The sequence below is a fragment of the Vibrio sp. SCSIO 43140 genome (genome assembly GCF_023716585.1).
Lineage (GTDB): Bacteria > Pseudomonadota > Gammaproteobacteria > Enterobacterales > Vibrionaceae > Vibrio > Vibrio maritimus_B.
In genome coordinates, this window is record NZ_CP071850.1 from 49990 (window position 1) to 72712 (window position 22723).

The window sequence follows — 22723 nt, forward strand, 5'->3', positions numbered from 1 at the left end:
GCAGAGCGCGTTTTTTAGGCTGAACGAATTTTTAATGTAATGGATACATAAGGGGCAAGGAATGTTTTCGTTTCTGGTCAAGCGCCTGTTTCAGGCACTGATAGTGATGTTTGTGATCAGTTTGGTGGCGTTTGCCATTCAGGATAACCTGGGCGACCCGTTGCGTGAACTTGTAGGTCAGTCGGTTTCAGAAGCAGAGCGTCAAGCGATGCGTGATGAAATGGGCCTCAACGATCCCTTCATTACGAAATACGCGCGTTTTCTTGGTAACGCGGTACAAGGTGATTTAGGCAACTCATACTTCTTCAAGCGCCCAGCGGTTGAAGTGATTGCGAGCAAGCTAGTGGCGACGCTAGAGCTGGTATTTGGTGCCACGTTAATCATAATCTGTTTATCTATCCCTCTTGGGGTTTACTCTGCAATTAACCCGAAGAGTTTCTTTACAAAAGTTGTCATGGCTGGCAGCAGCATCGGTATCTCGATCCCTGTTTTCCTAACGGCAATCATGTTGATGTATGTCTTCTCTATTGAACTGGGCTGGTTCCCGTCCTACGGACGAGGTGAAACCGCAAACTGGTTTGGTTGGGACTCTGGCTTCCTAACGCTTGATGGTCTGGCACACTTGGTGCTGCCGTGTATCGCACTGGCTTCCATTATGTTGCCGCTGTTTATTCGTCTAGTGCGTGCAGAGATGCTAGAAGTGCTGAGCTCTGAGTACATCAAGTTTGGTAAGGCGAAAGGTCTAGCGCTGCATAAGATCTACTACCAACATGCGCTTAAAAACACCATGCTACCAGTATTGACGGTAGGTGGCGTGCAAATCGGTACCATGGTGGCGTACACCATCCTAACCGAAACCGTATTCCAGTGGCCTGGTACAGGCTTCCTTTTCCTAGAGGCAATCAACCGCGTAGATACGCCGCTTATCACCGCTTACGTTATCTTTGTAGGTCTTATCTTCGTTGTGACTAACACCATCGTCGACCTGCTATACGGCTTGATTAACCCAACAGTAAACCTAACTGGTAAAGGAGCATAACCATGACACAAGCAGTACAAGTCGTTCCTTCACGTTGGGAGCGTTTCAAACAATCGGATTTTCTGTATTACTTCAAACGCGACAAGGTTGCGATGACGAGTTTCACTGTCTTTATGGTGATTCTAGTGATGTCGTTAGCTTCGCCGTTGATTGCACCGCATAACCCGTATGATCTCAGCACCATCGACATTATGGATGCCGAGCTGCCACCATCTTGGATGGAAGACGGCGACGCAACCTTCCCGCTGGGTACCGATGAGCAAGGTCGTGATATTCTGTCGACGATTCTTTACGGCTCTCGTCTATCGCTAACGATTGGCTTTGCGGCAGTAGGTCTTCAGTTATTTCTGGGTACCGTTATTGGTTTGTCAGCGGGTTACTTCGGTGGCCGTGTTGATAGCTTCCTAATGCGTTTTGCGGATGTTCAGCTGTCGTTCTCAACCATGATGGTAGCGATCATTGTCTCGGCAATCTTTAAGGCGAGTTTTGGTAGCGAGTTCTTCAGTCAGTATGCGGTGCTGATGCTGGTGGTGATCATCGGTATTGCCGAATGGCCGCAGTACGCACGTACCATTCGTGCTTCGGTACTGGCTGAGAAGAAGAAAGAGTATGTGGAAGCGGCACGCGTGATGGGCTTTAAAGCGCCACGCATCATGTTCCGCCACATTCTTCCAAACTGTTTGTCACCAATCTTGGTTATCTCAACAGTACAGGTAGCGAATGCGATCATGTCGGAAGCGGCGCTGTCGTTCCTAGGTCTTGGCCTACCGGTTGACCAACCGTCATTGGGTGCCCTTATCAGTATCGGCTTTAAGTACATCTTCTCGGGCGCTTGGTGGATCACTGCGTTCCCAGGTCTAGTTCTGATCACTTTAGTACTAGTAATCAACCTATTAGGTGACTGGCTACGTGATGTATTTAACCCGAAAATCTACAAAGGGTGATCGAGAGTGATTGATTTTTAAACCCAATCCTCACTACACTAAGAGTCGCAAATCATTGCGGCTCTTTTTATTTGTGTCGCAAATTTCACAAGAAGTGTTCAGGGGATAGATATGAGCTCTTTTAGCAGAGTAAAGGGATTAGCGAGCGCATCAATAAGCTGGCTGCGTAGTAGTGTTCTGCTCGGAATATTGGTCATATCGTCAGGGGCGTCGGCTGATGATGCGCTATGTGATGCTAGCCAAGCCTCCATCAATCAACTCCCTGTTCTTGCGGAAAATTGCCCAATAGGAAATGGTGTGTGGGGGAGCAAGGTGCCCGTGTCTGAGGGCGCGGTATACTGGATTCAATGTGGGATACTCGAAGCGCCCATGCCTTTGGAACAAGCCATGCCGCTGTACTCTGAGATATCTTCTGATGTTTGGATGTTGCCGCAAAAAAGCAGCTACCGCTGCCTAATAGGTCCCTATACTAATGTGAATAAAGCTAAGCAAGACTTAAATGAGGTGAAGGGAATCCGCGGTTACCGTGATGCCTTTATCCGAGTGGTGGAGCGCGGCGAGAAGACTGCAAAGGCTTCGTCCTCGTCTCAATCAAACCCCACAGGCGTCAAAGCAGCCTTCGCTAAGCCTCAAGTCTCAGAGCAAAAACTCGCAAAGCAAGCCATTCCTAAGCCAGCCGCTTCTCAATCCTCTTCACCGGCCACGAGCAAGTCCGTTAAAAAGGCAGCTACCATTCCTGAACTACCAACCACTAAATCCTCGCCACTCTCAGTCAGACTTTCCGCAGAACTTGATGGTAAGCGCTATGCGGTTCCCTACCTCTCAGGCGGTGACCATCAGTTTTATATGGAACATGACAAGGCGTGGAATCGACTAAGCTACAACAGCGCGATTAAGGTGTGCAGTGATCTTGATATGCATTTGGTGAGCAACACTGAATGGCAAGCCTTGGTGGACTCTAAGGTCATGGTCAACAATCAATGGCCGCTGCAAATGCCTTATTGGGGAGATGGTCAAAAGGGGCTATTCACTAATGGCAAGGTGTCACCGTTAAAAGGCAACACCCTGCTAAATGTGGTGTGTGTAGGCAAGTAAACGAACTTGTCCCTAAGGTAGTAACCAGCGGGTCTTGGCACTGCGAGCCAAAAGCCAGCTAGTTGCCAGTGCTAAGCCGCCACTGATAACAACCCAGAATGGGATCATGTAAATAGGGTGACCATGATGCAGTCCGAGCTCGTTCATTGGCCACAAGAACAGTGGGTGCAGAATATAGATACCGAGGCTGTATTGACTGATAAAGCTCACTACTTTTTTCACCTTAGGCGCTAGGCTATCGGCGTACGCCTTACAAACAATGAAAATCATACTTGCTGCCAATACAGTATTTAGCGTCTTGTAAGAGAACCAGCGGCCCACATAATAGCGTTCGGCTTCGATACTGCCTTGCACCACCATATAGCTGCTCAGAGCCATAGCCCCAACACCTAAAATCACCGAGGCGATAACCACGCTGCGACTGGCAGGCAGCTTCTGATACAAAATATAGCCTAATGGCAATAATCCCATATATAGCCAGAACTGCTCACTCCAAGGTCCGTCGATGCGCATCAAAAACAGCAGAGTCGTCAGTAGCCAAAGACCCGTGAAGGCGTAGAGCGCTGCATCATCAAACTTGCGAACAAAGATTTGCAGAAACGGAATAGCCGCATACAAAGGAATGAAGTAGTAAAAGAACCCAAGGTGGTAATAGGTCTGGTGATGGTAGCTCTCTGCCAGTACCTCTTTCACCGTGCCGCCATCAAAGCCCTCAATCGTCCAGCCTGATAAATACGCATAAAACAGCGACCACACCAAAAATGGGATCAACACCTTGCCGAGTCGGCGCGATAGGTAATATTTGAGATCAAATGGGCGTGTGTCATTGAGCATCAATGCACCTGTGATCAGTATGAATACCGGCACTGCCCAGCGACTGAAGCCGTTAAAGGTGATCGCCGTGACCCATTCGCCCATTGGGATTTGTCCTAATTCATGACGGTAAGGCCCAAGAGCATGAATGATGATCACCGCCAATGCAGCGACACAGCGCATAGCGTCAAAGAAATAAACGTGTTTTTTGTCCATTAACAACTCCTTACAGTCTTAACAAACTATAAGGAAGTTTTCCGACCTAGGAAAGGGAGAGTGGATCAGAGTTGTGTAAAAATTGCCCTGAACTCAGGCAAGTAAGTCAAAAAGAGGACTCGAGCCACAGCTAAAAACCGAGCTGCGGCTCTTGCTAGTTTATGGGCAGGTGACCTGTTCCCAGAACCAATTGGTTTGAGTGGGCGTTTCCCAAACCCCAGGTTTGTTTTTCACGGTAAAGCACTTGCCTTGGTGTGTCACGGTATCGCCAACGTCGGCTTGGGTCACTCCCGCTTCCCAAACGATGACGCCAGACGGTGTGCTGGTATCTCCACCACCATTGCTTCCTCCTGTATTGGGTAGCTGATCGACGATACGAACTTCAGGCCAGTTGGCATGTGAGCCATAAAAATTAGTCACACACTTCTCGTAATCGCCAGGGACAAGCGCAGAGTATGCCGTTTGATACCCGACCAGGTTACATTCAAACGAGACCCCGCCAGGGCGATCGGCATGATATTTCCAGCTTGCTTCCCAGTTGGTGTATAACACGTCGGTAGCGCCATTGAGATTCAAGCTACCGTAAGGCGTCTGTTGCCAACAGGTATTCGCCTCATCGGCCTCAATCGGAATTTGGTAATGCGCCGCGAGTCCTTCCCAATAGCGAATGCGATTGACCGGTTGGCCTTTGGTTTTGTTTTGCTCACCGCACTCAATGCCGCCGTTAATGATATTGATGGTGGTACCAAAGCCATAACCAATGCCGGCATCAAGCTCACGCTGCGAGGGTGTCCAAGTCCGGTCAATCACGTGCAGCATAGCGGGTTTTGGTGCTTGTGGGGTTAAGAAAAACCAGATGGCCGAGGCGAGATTGAGCCATGAATCCGCCACCAAGGCTGGGTTATCAAGAAGAACGGTCGCGTCACCATCAAACATCACTTCCGAGAAAGGGCCGTAGTTAAAATGGTAGGAAAGCTGCTTGGCGCCGCGGCCGAAATATCCTTGGTTCGGTGAACAAGGCCAGCGCTTGTTTTGCCAATCATTTTGACCGCACCCTGTGGTGTAGCCTTCTTGTCCTTCGGACCAGCCCATTTCACGCACATGTACTAAGGCTTGTTGCCATTCTTCTAAAGCCAATGGGTTATCCCAGGTGTTATCAATGGCGATGTGTCCGCCAGTTTCTTGGGCAAAGTGGGCAAATGCTGTAACGATAGAACGTTTACAGATAGCGTCGGCATCACGTCCATCGGTGTAGTCGCCACAAAATGCGGGAAACTTACCTATGGCCTGTAAAAATCGCTGATAGGTGTATTCCGGGGCGGCCATTTGAGTGAGAAAGTCCCACTCCGAGCGAGGGAACACGCGCTCTGCTCGCTTGACGTTGTCAGGGTTGCTGGCCAGTCCCGCATCAATCGCGTCAACAATGGTATTCGGTGCTGTCGAAAGCGCATTAGCCCAAACCGCGTACATCGGGTCACTGGTTTGCGCCGCAGCGCTGGCCTGCACTTCACTACGCAACAATACATAGCCAGTTGGATTAGTAGGGTCGGGCTGAGGGTTGACGGCAAGTGCTGGCAGGCTTGTACCTACAAGTGCTGCCGTAACCAACAATTGGCTGGGTTTCATTTCACGTTCCTTATATTTCATTGGGCTAGTTTGCAGAGACTCATGCTAAGAGAGATCTATTAGCTAGCAGAAAAAACTAAAACAAAGGCTATGTGCTGGTTACTGTGAAAACCATTAGTTCTGCGCTTGTTGTTGGATTGCTGCGAGGCGATTCATGGCGGGAGGGAATGAGTAATAACTCGATTGCGTAAAGATGTGTGGTGGTTCGAAACTTTAGATGTAGAAAAGCCCAGCAATGGCTGGGCTTTTAGGTAATGTACGTTTGTCGCGATTAACGCTTAGTCACCTTAACGACATCAACGCTATCAACGCATAGTCACGAACTCTTCTGAGCCCGTTGGGTGGATAGCAACCACTGAATCAAAGTCCGCTTTGGTCGCGCCCATCTTCATCGCTACCGCAAAGCCTTGAATCATCTCATCCACGGTAAAGCCGATACCATGCAGACCAACGACTTTCTCATCGTCGCCAGCACATACCAGCTTCATCTTACAAGGCTGACGGTGCTTAGTGACTGCGGTGTACATCGCAGTGAAGCCTGATGTGTACACTTTCACGTTCTCTTCGCCGTACTTAGCTTCGGCTTCTTGCGTTGTTAGACCAATGGTGCCGATAGGTGGGTGACTAAATACCACGGTAGGGACAAGGTCGTAGTCCATTTTCGCGTTTGGCTTGTTGTTAAATAGGCGCTCAGAAAGCTGACGGCCCGCTTTAACTGCCACTGGTGTTAGCTCGATACCACCTTCCATGATATCGCCCACACAGTAGATACCTTCAACGTTGGTTGTTTGGTACTCGTCTACCTTGATGTAGCCGCGATCGTTAGTCTCAACGCCTGTTGCGCTAAGGTTGATAGCGTCTGTTGCTGGATGACGACCAATTGCCCAGATAAGCTGGTCAACGTTTTGGCTCTCGCCGTTCTCTAGGTGAAGAGTCAGGCTGCCGTCTGCTTCTTTAACCACTTCTTTTGGCACAGATTGAGTGTGCAGTGTTGGGCCTTCTGCATCCATTACTTCGACTAGTGTGTCGATGATCATTGGATCGAAGCTACGTAGTGGCGATTCTTTACGAACAAATAGGTGTGTCTCTGTACCCAGTGCGCTTAGTACGCCTGCGATCTCAACAGCAATGTAACCTGCACCTACAACAGCAACACGCTTAGGTTGTGCGTCTAGGTCGAAGAAGCCGTTTGAGTCGATACCGTATTCAGCACCAGGGATGTTTGGAATCGTTGGACGACCACCGACTGCGATAAGGATGTGGTCAGCTGTATATAGCTCGCCGTCAACCTCAACAGTTTTCGCGTCAACAAATTTAGCAAAGCCCTTGATAACGTTTACTTTGTTGTTACCTAGTACGCGATCGTAAGATTGGTGGATACGACCAATGTACGCTTGGCGGCTCTCAACGAGTTTGTTCCAGTCGAAGCCTTTAACGTCAACGTCAAAACCATAGTCTTCCGCGTATAGGTTCATCGCTTCAGCAATTTGCGCACCGTGCCACATCACCTTCTTAGGTACACAGCCAACGTTTACACAAGTACCGCCTAGGTCTTTCGCTTCGATAAGCGCAACCTTCGCGCCATACATTGCCGCACGGTTTGCAGATGCGATACCGCCGCTGCCGCCACCAATACAGATATAGTCAAAATGCGTTGCCATTACGTTCTCCAAGAGCTTATAAATATTTTGATTGCTTGTACTAAAGCATATTGGGGCGATGTTGTCAGAACTCAACAACCCAACATGTTAGCCGCAATCTCTGTCCGTATGATAAATCGAGTCTAGCAACTTTCTCCAATGGGAAAAAGTTGCGTTGATTATGACTAATAACGATTAATGTCGATGAATCTGAGGGCAAGTGCCCTCAGTGCGTCATGATTAACCACAGCAGCTACTCGTGCCGCAGCCTGATGTTGGCACCATATCTTTACCTTCAGCCAGATAGGTGTTGGTGAGATAGAAGTTGCTAAACAGCGTATCGAAGTCTTCAGATACGGTTTTCTCAACCAAACCCGAATCGAGAATGTTTTGCTGCCATGCTTGCATCTTTGGCAGACCACAGAAGAAGTCATACCCTGAGTGCGCCTTCACAATGGCAGCTCGATGCAGCAAGGGTAACCATGCCATATCCACATTGCTGAGCGCATCCGATTTAAAGAACTTTGTCTCACCAGACAGTTGGTTCTCTGCTTTTTGGAACGCTTTAATCAGCTTTTCTGCACGCTCTTCAAAGGTTGCCTTATCTTTGCTGCTCATGGTGCCGCATTGAGCAAGGTAGTGCTTCGAGCCTAGGTAGCTCCATGCGCGGTCAAGAGCACGCTGCTCATTGGTGACGCCTTGCTCTAGTGAGCCATACTCATCTTCGATGTACTCGATTATCGCATCAGACTCAAACAGCGCTGTACCGGACTCGGTCACCATGACAGGTACTTGGCCATTCGGTGAGATATCTAAAAACCACTGCGGTTTGTCTCTTAGACTGATGTACTCAATCTCGTAAGGGATGTGCTTAGCTTCCAGTGCTGCTGTCACGCGTTGAACAAATGGACAAATCTTAAAGCTAACAATCTTAATCATGTTGGTTTCCTCACTAGGATGTTATTCAGGTGTACTGCTTCAGTACTTTCACTAGTAAGACGAGGGAAGGTCGAGAAAGACGAAAATAATTTCAAAAAAGTCGAAATATTTTTTGAGTGAGGGGGATTGGGCAATAAAAAAGCGCAAGCTTGTTATGAAAAACAGATGCTTGCGCTTAGTGTTCTATAAGCTTATTTTCAGTAGCCGACTATTCGGGAACAATCCATTCCACCTTAAAGTGACCTGTTGCTGGGGCAATTTTCTCTTTAAGGTATGGCAGAATCTCTTTCATCTGCTGCTCAAGCATCCACGGCGGGTTGATAACAATCATGCCCGAAGCTGTCATGCCGCGTTCATTGGTGTCAGGAGACACCCCAAGCTCTATTTGAAGGATCTTGCGAATGCCGAGCCCTTCTAGACCATCAATCATATCGTCGATGTCATAGCGATTCACCACTGGGTACCAAATCGCGTAAATACCCGTTGCCCAACGCTTATGGCTCTGTGCAATCGCGGTCACCACATCGCGATACTCTCTGGCGAGCTCGTAGGGTGGGTCAATCAACACTAGGCCGCGACGCTCTGCTGGTGGCAGGCTTGCCTTAAGGCGTTTAAAACCGTCTTCTTTGAAGATCTTAACCTGACGGTCGCGATGAAATTCTTGCTCTAGTAGCGGGAAGTCACTAGGGTGCAGCTCGGTCAGTACCATACGGTCTTGCGGGCGCAGATGCGCGCGCGCCACACGTGGTGAACCTGGGTAGTAACGCAGCGCATCGCCGTTATTTAGCGTATCAATCGACTCGATGTAGCTGGCGATGTCTTCTGGGATGTCTGAGTTGCCCCAAAGTCTGCCAATACCTTGCTTGTACTCTCCCGTTTTCTCCGACCATTCATGGGTCAGATCGTAGCGACCAACGCCTGAGTGGGTGTCGTGATAAACGAATGGCTTTTCCTTGTTTTTTAGAGAATTAAGGATAAGACTTTGTACTATGTGCTTCACGACATCGGCATGGTTGCCCGCGTGAAAACTGTGACGATAGCTCAGCAAAATAAAGACTCGGTTAGACAATAATGCACGAAGTATAACCTCTTCTTTGTCTGAGCGGCAGAGATCTTACGACTTCGTCATGTCGTAAGGATTGAAATTCGAGTCCAATGACTACATTTATTTAATAATTACGCTCACTTGCTACCAAATGAGTGAGGAACCCAATAACTAAAAAGGGACGCTGCATGTCAAACCCATTACTGACGTTTACCGACTTACCTCCTTTTTCACAGATCAAACCAGAACATGTAAAACCAGCAGTCGAGCAAGCGATTGATGCCTGCCGCGCGAAGATTGATGCGGTGCTTGACGGCAATACCAACCCAACCTGGGACAATGTTGTTGCGCCAATCGAAGAGATTGATGACAAGCTAAGCCGCCTTTGGTCACCAGTGAGCCATATGAATTCTGTCGTGAACAGCGACGAGCTGCGCGAAGCGTATGAGAGCTGTCTACCTATTCTGTCTGAATATGGCACTTGGGTGGGTCAGCACAAAGGTTTGTATGAAGCATACAAAGCGATCAAAGCCAGCGATGAGTTTGCTGCGCTCAGCCAAGCTCAGCAAAAAACCATCAAAGATTCCCTACGTGACTTTGAGCTATCTGGCATTGGTTTGCCAGCGGACGAGCAGCATCGCTATGGCGAAATTAGCAAACGCATGTCAGAGCTCGGTTCACAGTTTTCGAACAACGTGCTCGATGCCACTATGGGCTGGACCAAGCACATCACCGATGAGAAAGAGCTAGCAGGTATGCCAGAGTCGGCGCTGGCCGCAGCGAAAGCCGCCGCGGAAGCGAAAGAGCTTGAGGGCTATCTATTAACGCTGGATATTCCGTCTTACCTTCCGGTTCTGACATACTGTGATAACCAAGCGCTGCGGAAAGAGCTGTACGAAGCGTACGTGACTCGCGCCTCGGATCGCGGTCCGAATGCGGGTAAATGGGACAACACAGAAATCATTTCTGAGCAGCTAAAGCTGCGTCACGAGATTGCACGCCTACTTGGTTTTGGTACCTTCAGTGAGAAATCACTGGCGACCAAAATGGCTGAGAGCCCAGCACAAGTGCTTGGTTTCTTGAACGATCTTGCGACGAAAGCCAAGCCTCAAGGTGAGCGTGAAGTTGAAGAGCTACGCCAGTTTGCTGAGAAAGAGTTCGGTGTGACTGAGCTAAATCTTTGGGATATCGCTTACTACAGTGAGAAGCAAAAGCAGCACCTATTCCAGTTCTCAGACGAAGAACTGCGTCCATACTTCCCAGAATCAAAAGTGGTTAGCGGCCTGTTCGAAGTGCTTAATCGTGTCTTCGGTATGAAGATTACTGAACGTGAAGGCGTGGATACTTGGCATGAGTCGGTACGCTTCTTTGATATCTTCGATAGTGAAGACACACTGCGCGGCAGCTTCTACCTAGACCTCTACGCTCGTGAGCACAAACGTGGCGGAGCATGGATGGACGAATGCCGAGTGCGCCGCACCAATGCTGACGGCGAACTGCAAACTCCAGTGGCTTACCTAACGTGTAACTTCAACAAGCCAGTGGGCAATAAGCCTGCTATGTTCACTCACGATGAAGTGGTGACGCTATTCCATGAAACGGGCCACGGCATTCACCACATGCTGACCAAGATTGACACCGGTGCCGTGTCTGGTATTAACGGTGTGCCTTGGGATGCGGTCGAGCTACCGAGTCAGTTCCTTGAGAACTGGTGCTGGGAAGAAGAGGCGCTGGCATTTATTTCAGGTCACTACGAGACCGGTGAGCCATTGCCAAAAGCGATGCTAGACAAGATGTTGGCAGCGAAGAACTTCCAGTCGGCGATGTTTATCCTGCGCCAGCTTGAGTTCGGTTTGTTCGACTTCACGCTGCACACGGAATACGATCCAGACATCGGCGCACGTGTACTAGAGACGCTTGCTGATGTGAAATCCAAGGTCGCTGTATTGCCAAGCTTAGAGTGGAACCGCTTCTCGCATAGCTTTAGCCACATCTTTGCTGGTGGCTACAGTGCTGGTTACTACAGCTACTTATGGGCAGAAGTGCTATCTTCCGATGCGTACTCGCGCTTTGAAGAAGAGGGCATCTTTAATAAAGAGACCGGTCAAAGCTTCCTGAACAACATTCTAGAAATGGGTGGCAGTGAAGAGCCGATGGAGCTGTTTAAGCGCTTCCGTGGCCGTGAGCCGCAGATTGATGCGTTGCTGCGTCATTCTGGGATTAGTGCTTAGTTAGCCCTTTGCTCCTAGCGTCGCATCGCAAAACTGTGTTATTGCGAATAACTGGGCGACGCGTTAGCGAGCCATTAGCTCCTCCCCTTACTAAGGGGAGGCTGGGAGGGGTGAATGCGCAGGAGTTTCAGCGATCGCGCTTCTATATTGGTTTCTAAACTCAGGTGTAAACTTCCGATTGTTCACGCATAAGAAGTTCGCCGCATTTACCCCCTCTAGCTCCCCCTTAGCAAGGGGGAGAACTTATGCTAGCTCCTATCGTCGCATCGCAAGTTTGTGTTATTGCGAAAAACAGGGCGATGCGCAAGCGAGCCAGTGGCTCCTCCCCTTACTAAGGGGAGGTTGGGAGGGGTGAATGCGCAGTACTAGCTGCGATCTCATAGCTAGATTGGCTGAAAAACTCAGGCGCCAACTTAAGATTGCTCACAAGCAGAGGCTTCACCGCATTTACCCCCTCTAGCTCCCCCTTATAAAGGGGGAGAACTTATGCTAGCTCCTATCGTCGCATCGCGATGTGGTCATTCTTCCGATCCAAATGATATATTTCCACTGAATAACTATTGAATAAAAACCTCCAAATCCCATTTCGCTACCAAAATGTCCCCCTCAACCATCGTCCCGATAATGTCACTCACTTTCATTCTTCGAAAAAACAGAAGTATCATTTCAGCCAAAATTAGGTGTTATTAACCATTGCTTACAAAGCCTTATTCCATTTGGGGTTCGAATAAAAATCAAGTTTGTTTTAAATCAAAGAAGCGTCCTAGAGTGCATGCAAGCACTCCGAAAGTTAATTACAAGGATATTGGGTTTCGGGTAACGTAATTTGGCTTTCCGCTTACGCATTAATTGTTAATAAAAATGCAAATTAAGAGCGGGGCGTTTTCATCATTTTATTCAGCGATTGTTTTTTATCGGTTTGTCATTCTACCGATGTCGACTGAATTTACTTGGAGAGTTACCCCATGACTAAAAAGTGGTTCACTGTAACCGTTGAGAATACCCAGCAGATGCAGGGTGTGTCGGCGGAGCAAGGCCTGACTTCAAAGGAAGTAGCCGAGCGTCAATCACAATACGGAAAAAACGAGCTGCAAGAGAAGGCAGGCAAATCTGCGCTTGAGCTGTTTATCCACCAATTTAAAAATCCACTGATCTTCATTCTTGGTGTCGGTGCCATTGTATCCTATTTCACCGGGCACCTAGTGGATGCGATCGCGATTACGGCGATCATCTTTATCAACGCGTTGATTGCTTTCTGGCAAGAGTTCAAAGCTCAGAAAGGCATGGAAGCGTTACGTCAAATGGCGGCACCGTCGGCGCAGGTTAAGCGTGATGGTGAGTGGATTGACATCCCTGCGAGCGACATCGTTCCGGGTGATATCCTAAAAATCAGCACAGGTGACATCCTAGCGGCTGATGTACGTATTCTAGAGGCTAACCGTCTATCCATCGATGAAGCAGCGTTAACAGGTGAGTCTGAGCCAGTAGACAAGACGTCAAAGGTTATCGAAGACGAAACCGTGGGTCTTGGCGACCAGCTAAACATGGGCTTTATGACCACGATGGTGACATCGGGTACAGGTCTAGGTGTGGTGGTTGCAACCGGTATGCAGACCGAAGTAGGTCACATCGCAGACCTAATGGCGAACACCGAAGAAACCAAGACGCCAATGCAAGAGCGCATGGACACCATCGCGAAGACGCTAATGCTAGTCGCACTGGGTGTTGTAGCGGTTGTGTGTGCTATCGGTCTTTACTACGGTATGCCATGGCTAGAGATCCTAAACACAGGTATCTCACTATCTGTAGCCGCGATTCCTGAAGGTCTTCCTACGGTGATTACTATCGTTCTAACCATGGGCTCTACTCGCATGGTGAAGAACAATGCACTTGCTAAGCAGCTGGCTGCGATTGAGACGCTAGGCTCGACCACGGTTATCTGTTCAGATAAGACAGGTACGCTGACTCAAAACCAAATGCAGGTAATGAAGGCGTACGATGCAAGCGGTCGCTACTGGGAAGTAAGCGGTAAAGGCTTCAGCCCTGAAGGTCAATTCAAGCCGCTATCGCACAGCACAGATGCGAAGCAAAGCCCAGAGATGATGAAGGGTTTAGTTGTTGCGACGCTATGTAACGATTCTGAGTACATCATGGATGGCGACAAGTCGACCGTGCGTGGTAACCCAACAGAGGGGGCACTAATTGTGGCGGCAGCGAAGGCAGGTCTGAACCAGTCTGAGATGCTAACGTCAGGTGGCTACTCTATCGTTGAGAAATTCCCATTCGACTCTTCTCGTAAGATGGCATCGGTTATTGTGAAAGGCCCTGAAGGCAACCACTTCCTTGCTATCAAGGGTGCGCCAGATGTGATTCTTCGCAACGCAGCAGGCTTCATGGTTGACGGTACATCTGTTGAGCACACGCCAACAGCATCGGACGGCAACCTTGCGCTAGCGACTAGCCCAAGCGCAGAAATCGTTGCAAACTACGAAGCGGCGATTGCAAACTTTGCTCAAGACGCACTACGTACCCTAGCGGTTGGCTTCAAAGAGCTAACAGAAGCAGACCTAGAGCGTGACTTCGAAGAGCTAGAGAAGGACATTACGGTACTGGGTCTTTACGGCATCATGGATCCACCGCGTCCAGAAGTACGCGATGCGATTGAAAGCTGCTACCAAGCAGGCGTGAGAACGGTAATGATCACCGGTGACCACGCGCTAACAGCGGCAGCGATTGCTCGTGATATCGGTATCATCCGTAGCGAGAAAGATCTGGTTGTAACGGGTGCAGAGCTTGATGAGATGGACGATGACAAGCTTCGTCAAATCTGTCCGGAAGTTGCAGTATTTGCCCGTGTAACGCCGGAGCACAAGCTGCGTATCGTTCAGGCTCAGCAGTTCAACAACGAAGTTGCAGCGATGACAGGTGACGGTGTGAACGATGCACCAGCACTGCGCCGCGCTGATATCGGTGTTGCTATGGGTATCACTGGTACGTCTGTAGCGAAAGACTCAGGTGACCTTATCCTACTGGATGACAACTTCAGCACTATCGTGAAAGCGGTACGCCAAGGTCGTCAAATCTTCGATAACCTTCGTAAGTTCATCCGTCAGGCTCTGACAGCGAACGTGGGTGAAGTATCGGTTATCCTGTTTGCGTTCCTAATGATGGGTCCAGAGGCTATCTTGCCGCTAACTCCACTGATGATTCTATGGATCAACTTAGTATCTGATGGTCTACCAGCGCTAGCGCTCGGTGTTGAGCCAGAAGAGAAAGATCTGATGGAGCGTAAGCCTCGCAAACGTAACGAGAGCTTCTTTAGCGACCACCTAGGTACTCGTATCCTAACTCGTGGTCTAGCACTGGGTGGCATGAGCTACATGGCATTCAACTGGGCACTAACTAACGGCTTCTCTGCGAACTACGCACAGACAATGGCATTTGCTATGCTAGTCTTTGCTCAGCTATGGCACCTATTTGACTCTCGTACATTTACGTCGCTATACCGCAGAAACCCATTCACCAACAAGTACCTACTCGGTGCGGTATCGGTGTCAGCGATTCTATCGCTAGGGGTTATCTACACAGGTCTAGGTCAGCTAATCTTCAACACTGAAGCACTAGCAGCAGGTCACCTATTCGGTGTCATCATGGCCGCATCACTACCGACGCTTGTTATGTCTGCAGTGAAAGAAGCAACTAAAACTAAGTGGGTTTAATCCTTCACTTAAGATAGTAAAAAGGCGCTCTAATGAGCGCCTTTTTTGGGTTGGTATCCCTTTATAGGCAATGCTTCCCAAGAGGTCCCGTCATTCCGCTAGCCGCGCGCCTACGCAGGCAGGAATCTACCAACAGCGGGTATTGACCGAGCGCACACCAACCCTACGGATTCACATTCCGACTAATCGGATTCTGCAATGAAATCAACGTCTCCGTCGACTGCACCTCTTCGATCGCCTGCAGCTTATCGATCAGCACGTGCTGTAGCTCTTCAATCGAGCGGCACATCAATTTCACGAAGATGTTATACGCACCAGTGGTGTAGTAGGCTTCGACCACTTCATCCAAGGCATTGAGCTTTTCTAGCGCCGAGTGATAGTCGCGCGCGGCGTATAGGTTGATACCGATAAAGCAGCACACGTCATAGCCGAGCTTTTTGGTATTCACTACCACTTCAGTACCCTCGATGATCCCAGCCGCTTTCATCTTCTCGATACGCACGTGAATTGTCGCTGGGCTCACATCAAACTGTTTTGCCATTTCGGCATACGGGCGACGAGCGTCTTCCATCAAGGTTTTTAGGATCGCTTTATCCAGATCGTCGAGATTGTTGGTGCCGTGCATATCGAATCCTTTGTTTGAGTGAGTGGGCGACATCGCGGAACACGGGTCGTTTCATTGGTGCACAAGCTTATCACTATTTTTGCTCAGCCGTCTTTGTGTCGATCACGCTTATTGGTCGCGCTATCGACTTGAGGTACACTGGCGCCCATTGCCTTTTATCGGAGCTTCACTTTGCACATTCAACTCATTTGCGAACATCAACCACGTCAACCAGAGCTTCAGCAACTTGCTGAGCGTTGGGGCTTGGTGGCGTCTGACGATTCCGAATTTGCATTGGTGCTGACCGAACAAAGACTTGAGCTTCGAAAACTGGATGAGCCGAAATTGGGCGCGATTTATGTCGACCTTGCTGGTGGCGCGGTGGCGCACAGACGCAAGTTTGGTGGTGGCAAAGGTCAAGCTATCGCCAAAGCAGCAGGCTTAAACAAAGGGGCGACACCAACGGTACTTGATGGTACGGCGGGTTTAGGTCGCGATGCCTTTGTGCTGGCTTCACTTGGCTGCAAGGTGCAGATGGTAGAGCGCCATCCTGTGGTCGCCGCATTGCTGGATGATGGCCTTGAGCGCGCCAAGCAAGACTCTGAAATTGGCGAGTGGGTGAGTGAGCGTATGTCACTGTTGCATGCGTCGAGCTTAGTTGCTTTAGGTGAATTGGATGCTTTGGGTGAACTTGCCGATGACAATGCGTTTACCAAGCCCGATGTCGTCTACCTAGACCCAATGTATCCGCATCCAGAGAACAAAAAGAAATCGGCGCTGGTGAAAAAAGAGATGCGTGTTTTCCAATCTTTGGTTGGCGCAGATACCGATGCAGACGGACTGCTGGAGCCGGCTCTTAAGCTTGCGGCAAAACGCGTTGTGGTCAAACGTCCAGACTATGCTGAATGGCTGGATGAGAAAAAGCCGACAATGGCAATTGAGACCAAAAAAAATCGCTTCGATGTTTATGTCAACGCATCAATGAGTTAATTCCTTCCTATATGTTTTTTGAGTAACTTGCTCAGGTGTAACTGGAGCAAGTTACTTGCAACCGCTGCCAATTGACGTTATATCTAACTAAGAATCATTCCTGTTTTCGTTGTGGTTAGTTGGAGATTAAGTGGTATGACCGTATCTGTTGGAAAGAAGCGTTTGTGCAAGTTAAATCGTCGCGACATCAGTGACAACCTTGGTGCTATCCATAGTTTGGTCGCAGAACCTAAGTTCCTGTGCCGTTCTTGCTCACGTTCATCTGCTGATAAATCCACCCTGTGCAAACCGGCCGCTATCCCGCCAGCATCTTGCCAGAGCAAACCACTGAGTGAGCAGCAGCAATGTGGTGTGTTGGCTGAAGCGTTGCCAATCACAACCACGCCGAAACTCTCTAAGGCTGCCAATAAAGCAGAGTCTCAACCGGCTAACAACGTGGAAATGAGTGATGCGTTCAATCTGGATGCTATTGACAAGAAGTCGCTGAAGCGTGCCAAAAAAGCACTCAAAGCGCAGAAAAAGGCACAGAAGAAACTGCGTAAGGTACTGAAGAAAAGTCAGAAGCTACTGCGCAAACAGAGCAAGCTGGAGCACAAGTACCAGTTAGCGGCAGCCACAGTTGAAAAGCAGGTAATGAAAGTGCAGCCAGAACAGCTGCACTAATAAGATCTTTATATTGAGCGAAGCCTAGCTGTTTGCCAGTTGGGCTTCTGCTTTTGGTTTGACCCAAAGCTCGTTCACCACCAGTGACAGCAAGATAATCCCACCACCAATCGACAGTTTCACCAAGTCCACATCGCGATTCCAAATCACAATGTTAACGATAAGCCCCGCTGGCACCAGAAGGTTGTTCATCACCGCCAGCGCGCCAGCGTTGACCATTGTCGCGCCTTTGTTCCAGATAAAGTAACCCAGCCCAGAAGCGATCGTGCCTAGATAAATCAGTACGCCCCACTGCACACCCGTCGTCGGCATCTTATCGAAGCTACCAAAAATCGAGAATGCAATGGTCGCAACTACAGTCGCGCCAATGTAGAAATAACCGAATACGCTATGCTGCGGCAATTCAACTTGCTCTTGCTCCATCACGTATTTGTAACCCACCTGACCGATGGCAAAACAGAGGTTCGCGCCTTGTACGACCAAGAAGCCCATCAAGAAGTTATCGTTAATGCCAGCAAACTTAATAAACGCTGCGCCCGCAACCGCAATAGCCGCCGTCACCAAATACCACGGCGAAAAACGACCTTTAAGCAAGTCGTAAAAGAGTGTCACGTAGATTGGTGTGAAAACGGTGAACAGCAGTACTTCTGGTACCGAAAGCAGCAAGAATGATTGATAGTAGAAGCAGTACATCAGTCCTAGCTGGATACCACCAATAGCCATCAGTTTGGCTTTGAGCTTGTTGGGAACTTGCTTGAACTTAGTGAACGGTAAAAAGACAAGTGCCGCCAAGACAACGCGCATCAGTACCGAAAACCAAGAATCAACCTGACCCGCGAGATAAACCCCAATTAGGCTGAAAGAAAAAGCCCAAAGCAGGGTAACAGAATAGAGATAACCCATAGTTAACAATTATCATTTAATAGCAGATGCAGTCAGTGTAACACTTTTCGTCACGATGAGAGATCCGATCAAAAAAGGCTTCCGAAGAAGCCTTTTGCTATTTTTAGTCTTTGATCGGCACGACCAACATGTCGACGGGTGAGGTGTTGATAAGCTGTCTGGTAGACGACAGGATTTTGCTCCAAAAGTCCTGATGGTGACCACACACCACCAAATCGACATTGTATTCACCGATGGTATCGCGCAGCTCATTACTTAAATCACCGCTGCCGACCAACGAATGTTTGATCGGGTAGTTGGCGTACTCGGCAAAATCTCGTAATTGCGTCATCGAGGCTTCCATGGCCTGATGTTGCGTCTCAGCCATATTGAGGTCAATCAAGCCGGTATAAAGCTCGGCATAGTTGACATCGATATGGATAAAAGACACCTCGGCATCCAGTGGTTTCGCGAGTGAGACCGCTTTGTCTATGAGCATTTTGCTTTCTTCTGAGAGATCTAATGCGACCATAATATGTTTGTAACTCATAACGCACTCCTCCTGACGTTAGTCCTAGTAAAAACATAGCATTTAGCGCCCGAAAATTATGTTGATGTGATCTCAAATCAGCCGTCATGGCTATAAAACTGTGCCGTAACGTGACCCAGTGCGAAGGTTTGTTTCTCAATAATTTTCTCAACTACAAGACGATAAATTGTGAGCAAAGTCGCCAAAGTTTTCTAGACTCATAGTAAAGGTTGAGTACACCGTTGTTACCAAGTTTGGGTATGAGATCAGAAGACTCCTCAATTAGTTATGTTATAGTGGCGTTAATTCCAGTTACGAAATTAGGAGTCGTAAATGCTTTCTCCATCGATGGTTCAACACCTGAACGAGCAAATTAACCTCGAATTCTTTTCATCCAATCTATACTTACAAATGAGTGCTTGGTGTGAAGATAGAGGATTCGAAGGTGCGGCTGAATTTCTTCGTAAGCACGCGGACGAAGAAATGCAACACATGCATAGACTGTTCACTTACGTCAGTGAGACAGGTGCTCTACCAATTTTAGGTAGCATTGAAGCGCCACGACACGACTTCGAAAGTCTGGGCGATGTGTTCCGTGAAACCTATAAGCATGAGCAAATGATTACTGAGAGAATCAACAAACTGGCTCATGTCGCGTTCACAGCACAAGACTACTCAACCTTTAACTTCCTTCAGTGGTATGTTGCGGAGCAACATGAAGAAGAAAAATTGTTTAAAGGGATCTTAGATAAGCTAGAACTCGTAGGTGAGAATGGACAGGCGCTGTTCTTCATCGACAAGGACTTAGCGACATTAGCGAAAGAGGGTTCTTCTTCCATTATGGACACCCCAGCTGGTTAACATCAGCGATTAAAAGCCGTTTGATCGTCTTTTTCTCTTGGGTGTCTTGGAAGATGTAGGGAGGAAAAGATGATCAGTGGAGACACTATTCTACTAGCATTGATGCTCATTACCTCAGTCAATATGGCGAGGTATCTGACAGCACTACGCGCACTTATATTCATCATGCGTGAGGCACATCCGCTCTTGTATCAACAAGTCGACGGACGTGGCTTTTTCACCACACACGGCAACATGTCTAAACAAGTGCGGCTGTATCACTATCTCAAAAGCAAAGAATACCATCACCACCATGATCCGGTGTTTACGGGCAAATGCGATCGCGTTCGTGAGCTGTTTGTGCTCTGTGTCGCGCTTATCGGCGTCACCCTGTTTGCGGGTTTCTTGCTTTAGGCGAGTGAAGCAGTCATAACCAACGTTGTGGCATAGAGTGTCACGACGCGCTTGGTGTCAGTCTCCGACTTCGACGGTCTGTACGAGGTTGGAAGAGTTGGCTTTAGTCGATGAAGCCGCTAGAATAGCGCCAGATTGTTGAAGGGATGTGCAATACGCACATCCTTTTTTTATTCAAATTTTGTCGGAAAACCGTGATGAATCAGAAAGTTGATGTGGTAATTATTGGTGCAGGCGCTGCGGGGTTGATGTGCGCAGCAGAAGCGGGCAAGCGAGGTCGTCGCGTGCTGGTGCTTGATCACGCCAAAAAACCGGGTCGAAAAATTCTGATTTCAGGCGGTGGTAAGTGTAACTTCACCAACTACGATGTGTCCGCGAACAACTACCTGTGTCAAAACCCTCACTTCGTAAAGTCGGCGCTGTCGCAGTACACCAACTGGGATTTCATCTCGTTGGTGAGTAAGTACGGCACTGAGTTTGAAGAGCGCGACCATGGTCAGCTGTTTTGCTTAGAGTCGGCGAAAGATATCGTTAAAATGATGCTCTCTGAGTGTGAATCGCCAAACATCCAGTTCCGCTACCAAACCGATGTGCACGGTATTGAGAAAACCGAGCAAGGCTTCTCTTTGCACGCCGATACCGACCTCATTGAATGTGAGTCCTTAGTGGTCGCAACGGGGGGGCTGTCTATGCCAAAACTGGGTGCGACACCATTTGGCTATAAGATTGCTGAGCAGTTTGGTTTGGAAGTCGTGCCAACCACCGCAGGTCTGGTGCCATTTACGCTACATAAAGAAGACAAAGAAGACTTTGCCGAGCTTTCTGGTATCGCGGTTCCAGCGGAAATCACCGCTAATGATGGTACGTTATTTAAAGAAGCGTTGTTGTTTACCCACCGTGGGCTATCCGGCCCATCGGTATTGCAGATTTCCTCTTTCTGGAAACCAGGGCAAAACGTGTCTGTAAACCTAGTGCCAGAGGCCGATATCGAAGAGCTGTTGACGCGCTCGCTAGAGAAACACCCCAATCAAAGCCTGAAAAATACCTTGGCGCGTGTGCTGCCAAAGCGCTTGGTCGAAGTGCTGATTGAGCGCAAAGTCTTCGCTGATAAACCGCTTAAGCAATATAACCCGAAAGAGCTGGTGGCGATTCGCGAATCTCTAGAAAATTGGACCATTGTACCCAATGGCACCGAAGGTTATCGCACCGCAGAGGTGACGCTGGGTGGCGTCAACACTAACCATCTTTCTTCTAAAACCATGGAGTGTAATTCTATCGAGGGCTTGTACTTTATCGGTGAGGTGATGGACGTGACGGGCTGGCTGGGTGGCTATAACTTCCAATGGTGCTGGTCATCAGGATTTGTAGCGGGTCAGCACGTATAATTGTTCCAACACAGCAATCGTGAATCAAATGCAAAAAGCCGCATCCTAGGATGCGGCTTTTGTCGTTTTAAGCCAACTGATGTTGCATGCGAGTTAGTTAAGTTGCCACTTCGCCACAATCGCTTCGGCACGTGCCAGCAGCTCAGTGCTCGATGTTGATTGCATGAACGCCGCGTTATCACGTACTTGCTCGACCGTGTGCGCACCGGCAATCACAGGCCCAACTTCTTCTTGCGCCACAAGCCAGTGGATAGCTAGGTGCGAAAGCGGAATGTTGGCTTCTTTAGCCAGCGCTTTAAGCTCTTCCACACAGTTGAAGTAAGGTTCAAACGCTTCGCCGTTGAGTTTTGGGTTGTTGCGACGGTCGTCGTTTTCATCCCAGTTACCTGAGCGCTTTAACGTACCTGTTAGCAGACCCTGCATCAGTGGCGAGTACGGCAGATACTTCATGTCGTGCTCTTTACAGAACGGCAGAGCTTCTTCACGTGCACGGTATTGCAGCGGAATGTTGTGGTAATGCTCTGGGTTTTGCTCAAGTAGGTTGTAGAGGCCTTGGAAGGTCGCCACTTCAACACCCGCCATCATTTCACGTGTCATATCGAGCGAGTAGTTCGACACGCCGACGTGGCGAATTTTGCCTTGACGTTTAAGCTCAGCCAGTGCCTCAGCGGTTTCTGAGATTGGCGTGTTTGGATCTGGCCAGTGTACTTGGTACAGGTCGATATATTCAGTTTGCAGGCGCGTTAGTGAGTCATCAATCTCTTTGAAGATGCTCTCTTTTGTCAGATCTTTACGGGTCTTTTTGCGCTCATCTTGAGACCATGGCAGGCCACATTTGGTCGCAATGATGATGTTTTCGCGAGACTCGGTTTTCAGTGCTTGGCCGAGTACCGTTTCCGCATGACCTTTACCGTAAACCGGTGCAACATCGAAAAAGTTGATGCCATTGTCGATTGCCGCTTTGATTGCGTTGATGGATTCATTGTCAGAGACGTTGTTCCAAGTCCCGCCGATAGCCCAGCAGCCAAAACCCACCGCTGAGGCATTAAGATCTTTGATTTGTTTGTTTTTCATCGTTCGCTCTCTTGTTTTCTCATTCAAGGGTCGGG

The 22723-nt window shown here is 48.8% G+C and carries 19 protein-coding genes; 10 read left to right on the forward strand and 9 right to left on the reverse strand.

Features of this window, described 5'->3' with window-relative positions; all coding sequences use genetic code 11:
- The first annotated feature begins 61 nt into the window (after positions 1–61).
- From J4N45_RS00235 to J4N45_RS00245, 3 genes are all read left to right on the forward strand, one after another.
- A complete protein-coding gene (locus J4N45_RS00235) occupies positions 62–1039 on the forward strand; it encodes an ABC transporter permease (protein ID WP_042477785.1) in 978 nt (325 codons plus the stop codon).
- A 2-nt stretch (positions 1040–1041) separates the two neighbouring features.
- Positions 1042–1983, forward strand: a complete 942-nt coding sequence (locus J4N45_RS00240; RefSeq protein WP_042501990.1) for an ABC transporter permease — start codon at positions 1042–1044, stop codon at positions 1981–1983.
- Positions 1984–2094: 111 nt separating this feature from the next.
- Positions 2095–3078, forward strand: coding sequence for an SPOR domain-containing protein (locus J4N45_RS00245; protein WP_252013002.1), 984 nt, complete (start codon positions 2095–2097; stop codon positions 3076–3078).
- Between the two features lie 12 nt (positions 3079–3090).
- Here J4N45_RS00245 and J4N45_RS00250 read toward each other — a convergent pair whose 3' ends face one another.
- The 5 genes from J4N45_RS00250 to J4N45_RS00270 form a co-directional block, all read right to left on the reverse strand.
- Entirely contained in the window at positions 3091–4107 is a 1017-nt protein-coding gene (locus J4N45_RS00250) for an acyltransferase (protein ID WP_128648340.1), read from the reverse strand.
- 159 nt (positions 4108–4266) lie between these two features.
- The gene (locus J4N45_RS00255) at positions 4267–5733 is read right to left on the reverse strand and encodes a chitinase (RefSeq protein ID WP_252013003.1); all 1467 of its coding nucleotides are present in this window, start codon (positions 5731–5733) and stop codon (positions 4267–4269) included.
- A 305-nt stretch (positions 5734–6038) separates the two neighbouring features.
- The gene (gene gorA, locus J4N45_RS00260) at positions 6039–7394 is read right to left on the reverse strand and encodes a glutathione-disulfide reductase (RefSeq protein ID WP_252013004.1); all 1356 of its coding nucleotides are present in this window, start codon (positions 7392–7394) and stop codon (positions 6039–6041) included.
- A 219-nt stretch (positions 7395–7613) separates the two neighbouring features.
- Complete coding sequence (locus tag J4N45_RS00265; RefSeq protein ID WP_252013005.1) at positions 7614–8312, reverse strand: glutathione S-transferase family protein; 699 nt, start codon at positions 8310–8312, stop codon at positions 7614–7616.
- 208 nt (positions 8313–8520) lie between these two features.
- A complete protein-coding gene (locus J4N45_RS00270; RefSeq protein ID WP_234494818.1) occupies positions 8521–9360 on the reverse strand; it encodes a 23S rRNA (adenine(2030)-N(6))-methyltransferase RlmJ in 840 nt (279 codons plus the stop codon).
- Between the two features lie 185 nt (positions 9361–9545).
- Here J4N45_RS00270 and prlC point away from each other — a divergent pair, with 185 nt between their 5' ends.
- On the forward strand, positions 9546–11588 hold the full coding sequence (gene prlC / locus J4N45_RS00275; RefSeq protein WP_252013006.1) for an oligopeptidase A: 2043 nt from the start codon (positions 9546–9548) through the stop codon (positions 11586–11588).
- A 965-nt stretch (positions 11589–12553) separates the two neighbouring features.
- Complete coding sequence (locus J4N45_RS00280) at positions 12554–15307, forward strand: cation-translocating P-type ATPase (protein WP_252013007.1); 2754 nt, start codon at positions 12554–12556, stop codon at positions 15305–15307.
- Between the two features lie 163 nt (positions 15308–15470).
- Here the strand turns inward: J4N45_RS00280 and asnC are convergent, their stop codons facing one another.
- A complete protein-coding gene (gene asnC / locus J4N45_RS00285; protein ID WP_042502002.1) occupies positions 15471–15932 on the reverse strand; it encodes a transcriptional regulator AsnC in 462 nt (153 codons plus the stop codon).
- A gap of 171 nt (positions 15933–16103) precedes the next feature.
- Here asnC and J4N45_RS00290 point away from each other — a divergent pair, with 171 nt between their 5' ends.
- Entirely contained in the window at positions 16104–16901 is a 798-nt protein-coding gene (locus J4N45_RS00290; protein ID WP_252013008.1) for a class I SAM-dependent methyltransferase, read from the forward strand.
- A 135-nt stretch (positions 16902–17036) separates the two neighbouring features.
- The gene (locus J4N45_RS00295) at positions 17037–17564 is read left to right on the forward strand and encodes a hypothetical protein (RefSeq protein ID WP_252013009.1); all 528 of its coding nucleotides are present in this window, start codon (positions 17037–17039) and stop codon (positions 17562–17564) included.
- A 24-nt stretch (positions 17565–17588) separates the two neighbouring features.
- On the opposite strand, the gene J4N45_RS00300 is transcribed toward J4N45_RS00295, so the two are convergent.
- Positions 17589–18467 carry a carboxylate/amino acid/amine transporter gene (locus tag J4N45_RS00300; RefSeq protein WP_042477792.1) on the reverse strand — a complete coding sequence of 293 codons (879 nt, stop codon included), beginning with the start codon at positions 18465–18467 and terminating at the stop codon, positions 17589–17591.
- Positions 18468–18570: 103 nt separating this feature from the next.
- Positions 18571–18996: a universal stress protein gene (locus tag J4N45_RS00305; RefSeq protein ID WP_042477795.1), complete on the reverse strand. Its 426-nt coding sequence runs from the start codon at positions 18994–18996 to the stop codon at positions 18571–18573.
- Positions 18997–19308: 312 nt separating this feature from the next.
- On the opposite strand from J4N45_RS00305, the gene ftnA reads away from it, so the two are divergent.
- The 3 genes from ftnA (at position 19309) to J4N45_RS00320 (ending at position 21614) form a co-directional block, all read left to right on the forward strand.
- On the forward strand, positions 19309–19836 hold the full coding sequence (ftnA, locus tag J4N45_RS00310; RefSeq protein ID WP_252013010.1) for a non-heme ferritin: 528 nt from the start codon (positions 19309–19311) through the stop codon (positions 19834–19836).
- Between the two features lie 69 nt (positions 19837–19905).
- A complete protein-coding gene (gene uspB, locus J4N45_RS00315; RefSeq protein WP_042477798.1) occupies positions 19906–20229 on the forward strand; it encodes a universal stress protein UspB in 324 nt (107 codons plus the stop codon).
- A gap of 197 nt (positions 20230–20426) precedes the next feature.
- Positions 20427–21614 carry a BaiN/RdsA family NAD(P)/FAD-dependent oxidoreductase gene (locus tag J4N45_RS00320; RefSeq protein WP_252013011.1) on the forward strand — a complete coding sequence of 396 codons (1188 nt, stop codon included), beginning with the start codon at positions 20427–20429 and terminating at the stop codon, positions 21612–21614.
- A 93-nt stretch (positions 21615–21707) separates the two neighbouring features.
- Here J4N45_RS00320 and J4N45_RS00325 read toward each other — a convergent pair whose 3' ends face one another.
- Positions 21708–22688 (reverse strand): aldo/keto reductase, encoded by a 981-nt coding sequence (locus J4N45_RS00325; RefSeq protein ID WP_252013012.1) that lies wholly within the window; start codon positions 22686–22688, stop codon positions 21708–21710.
- Positions 22689–22723: the final 35 nt, after the last annotated feature.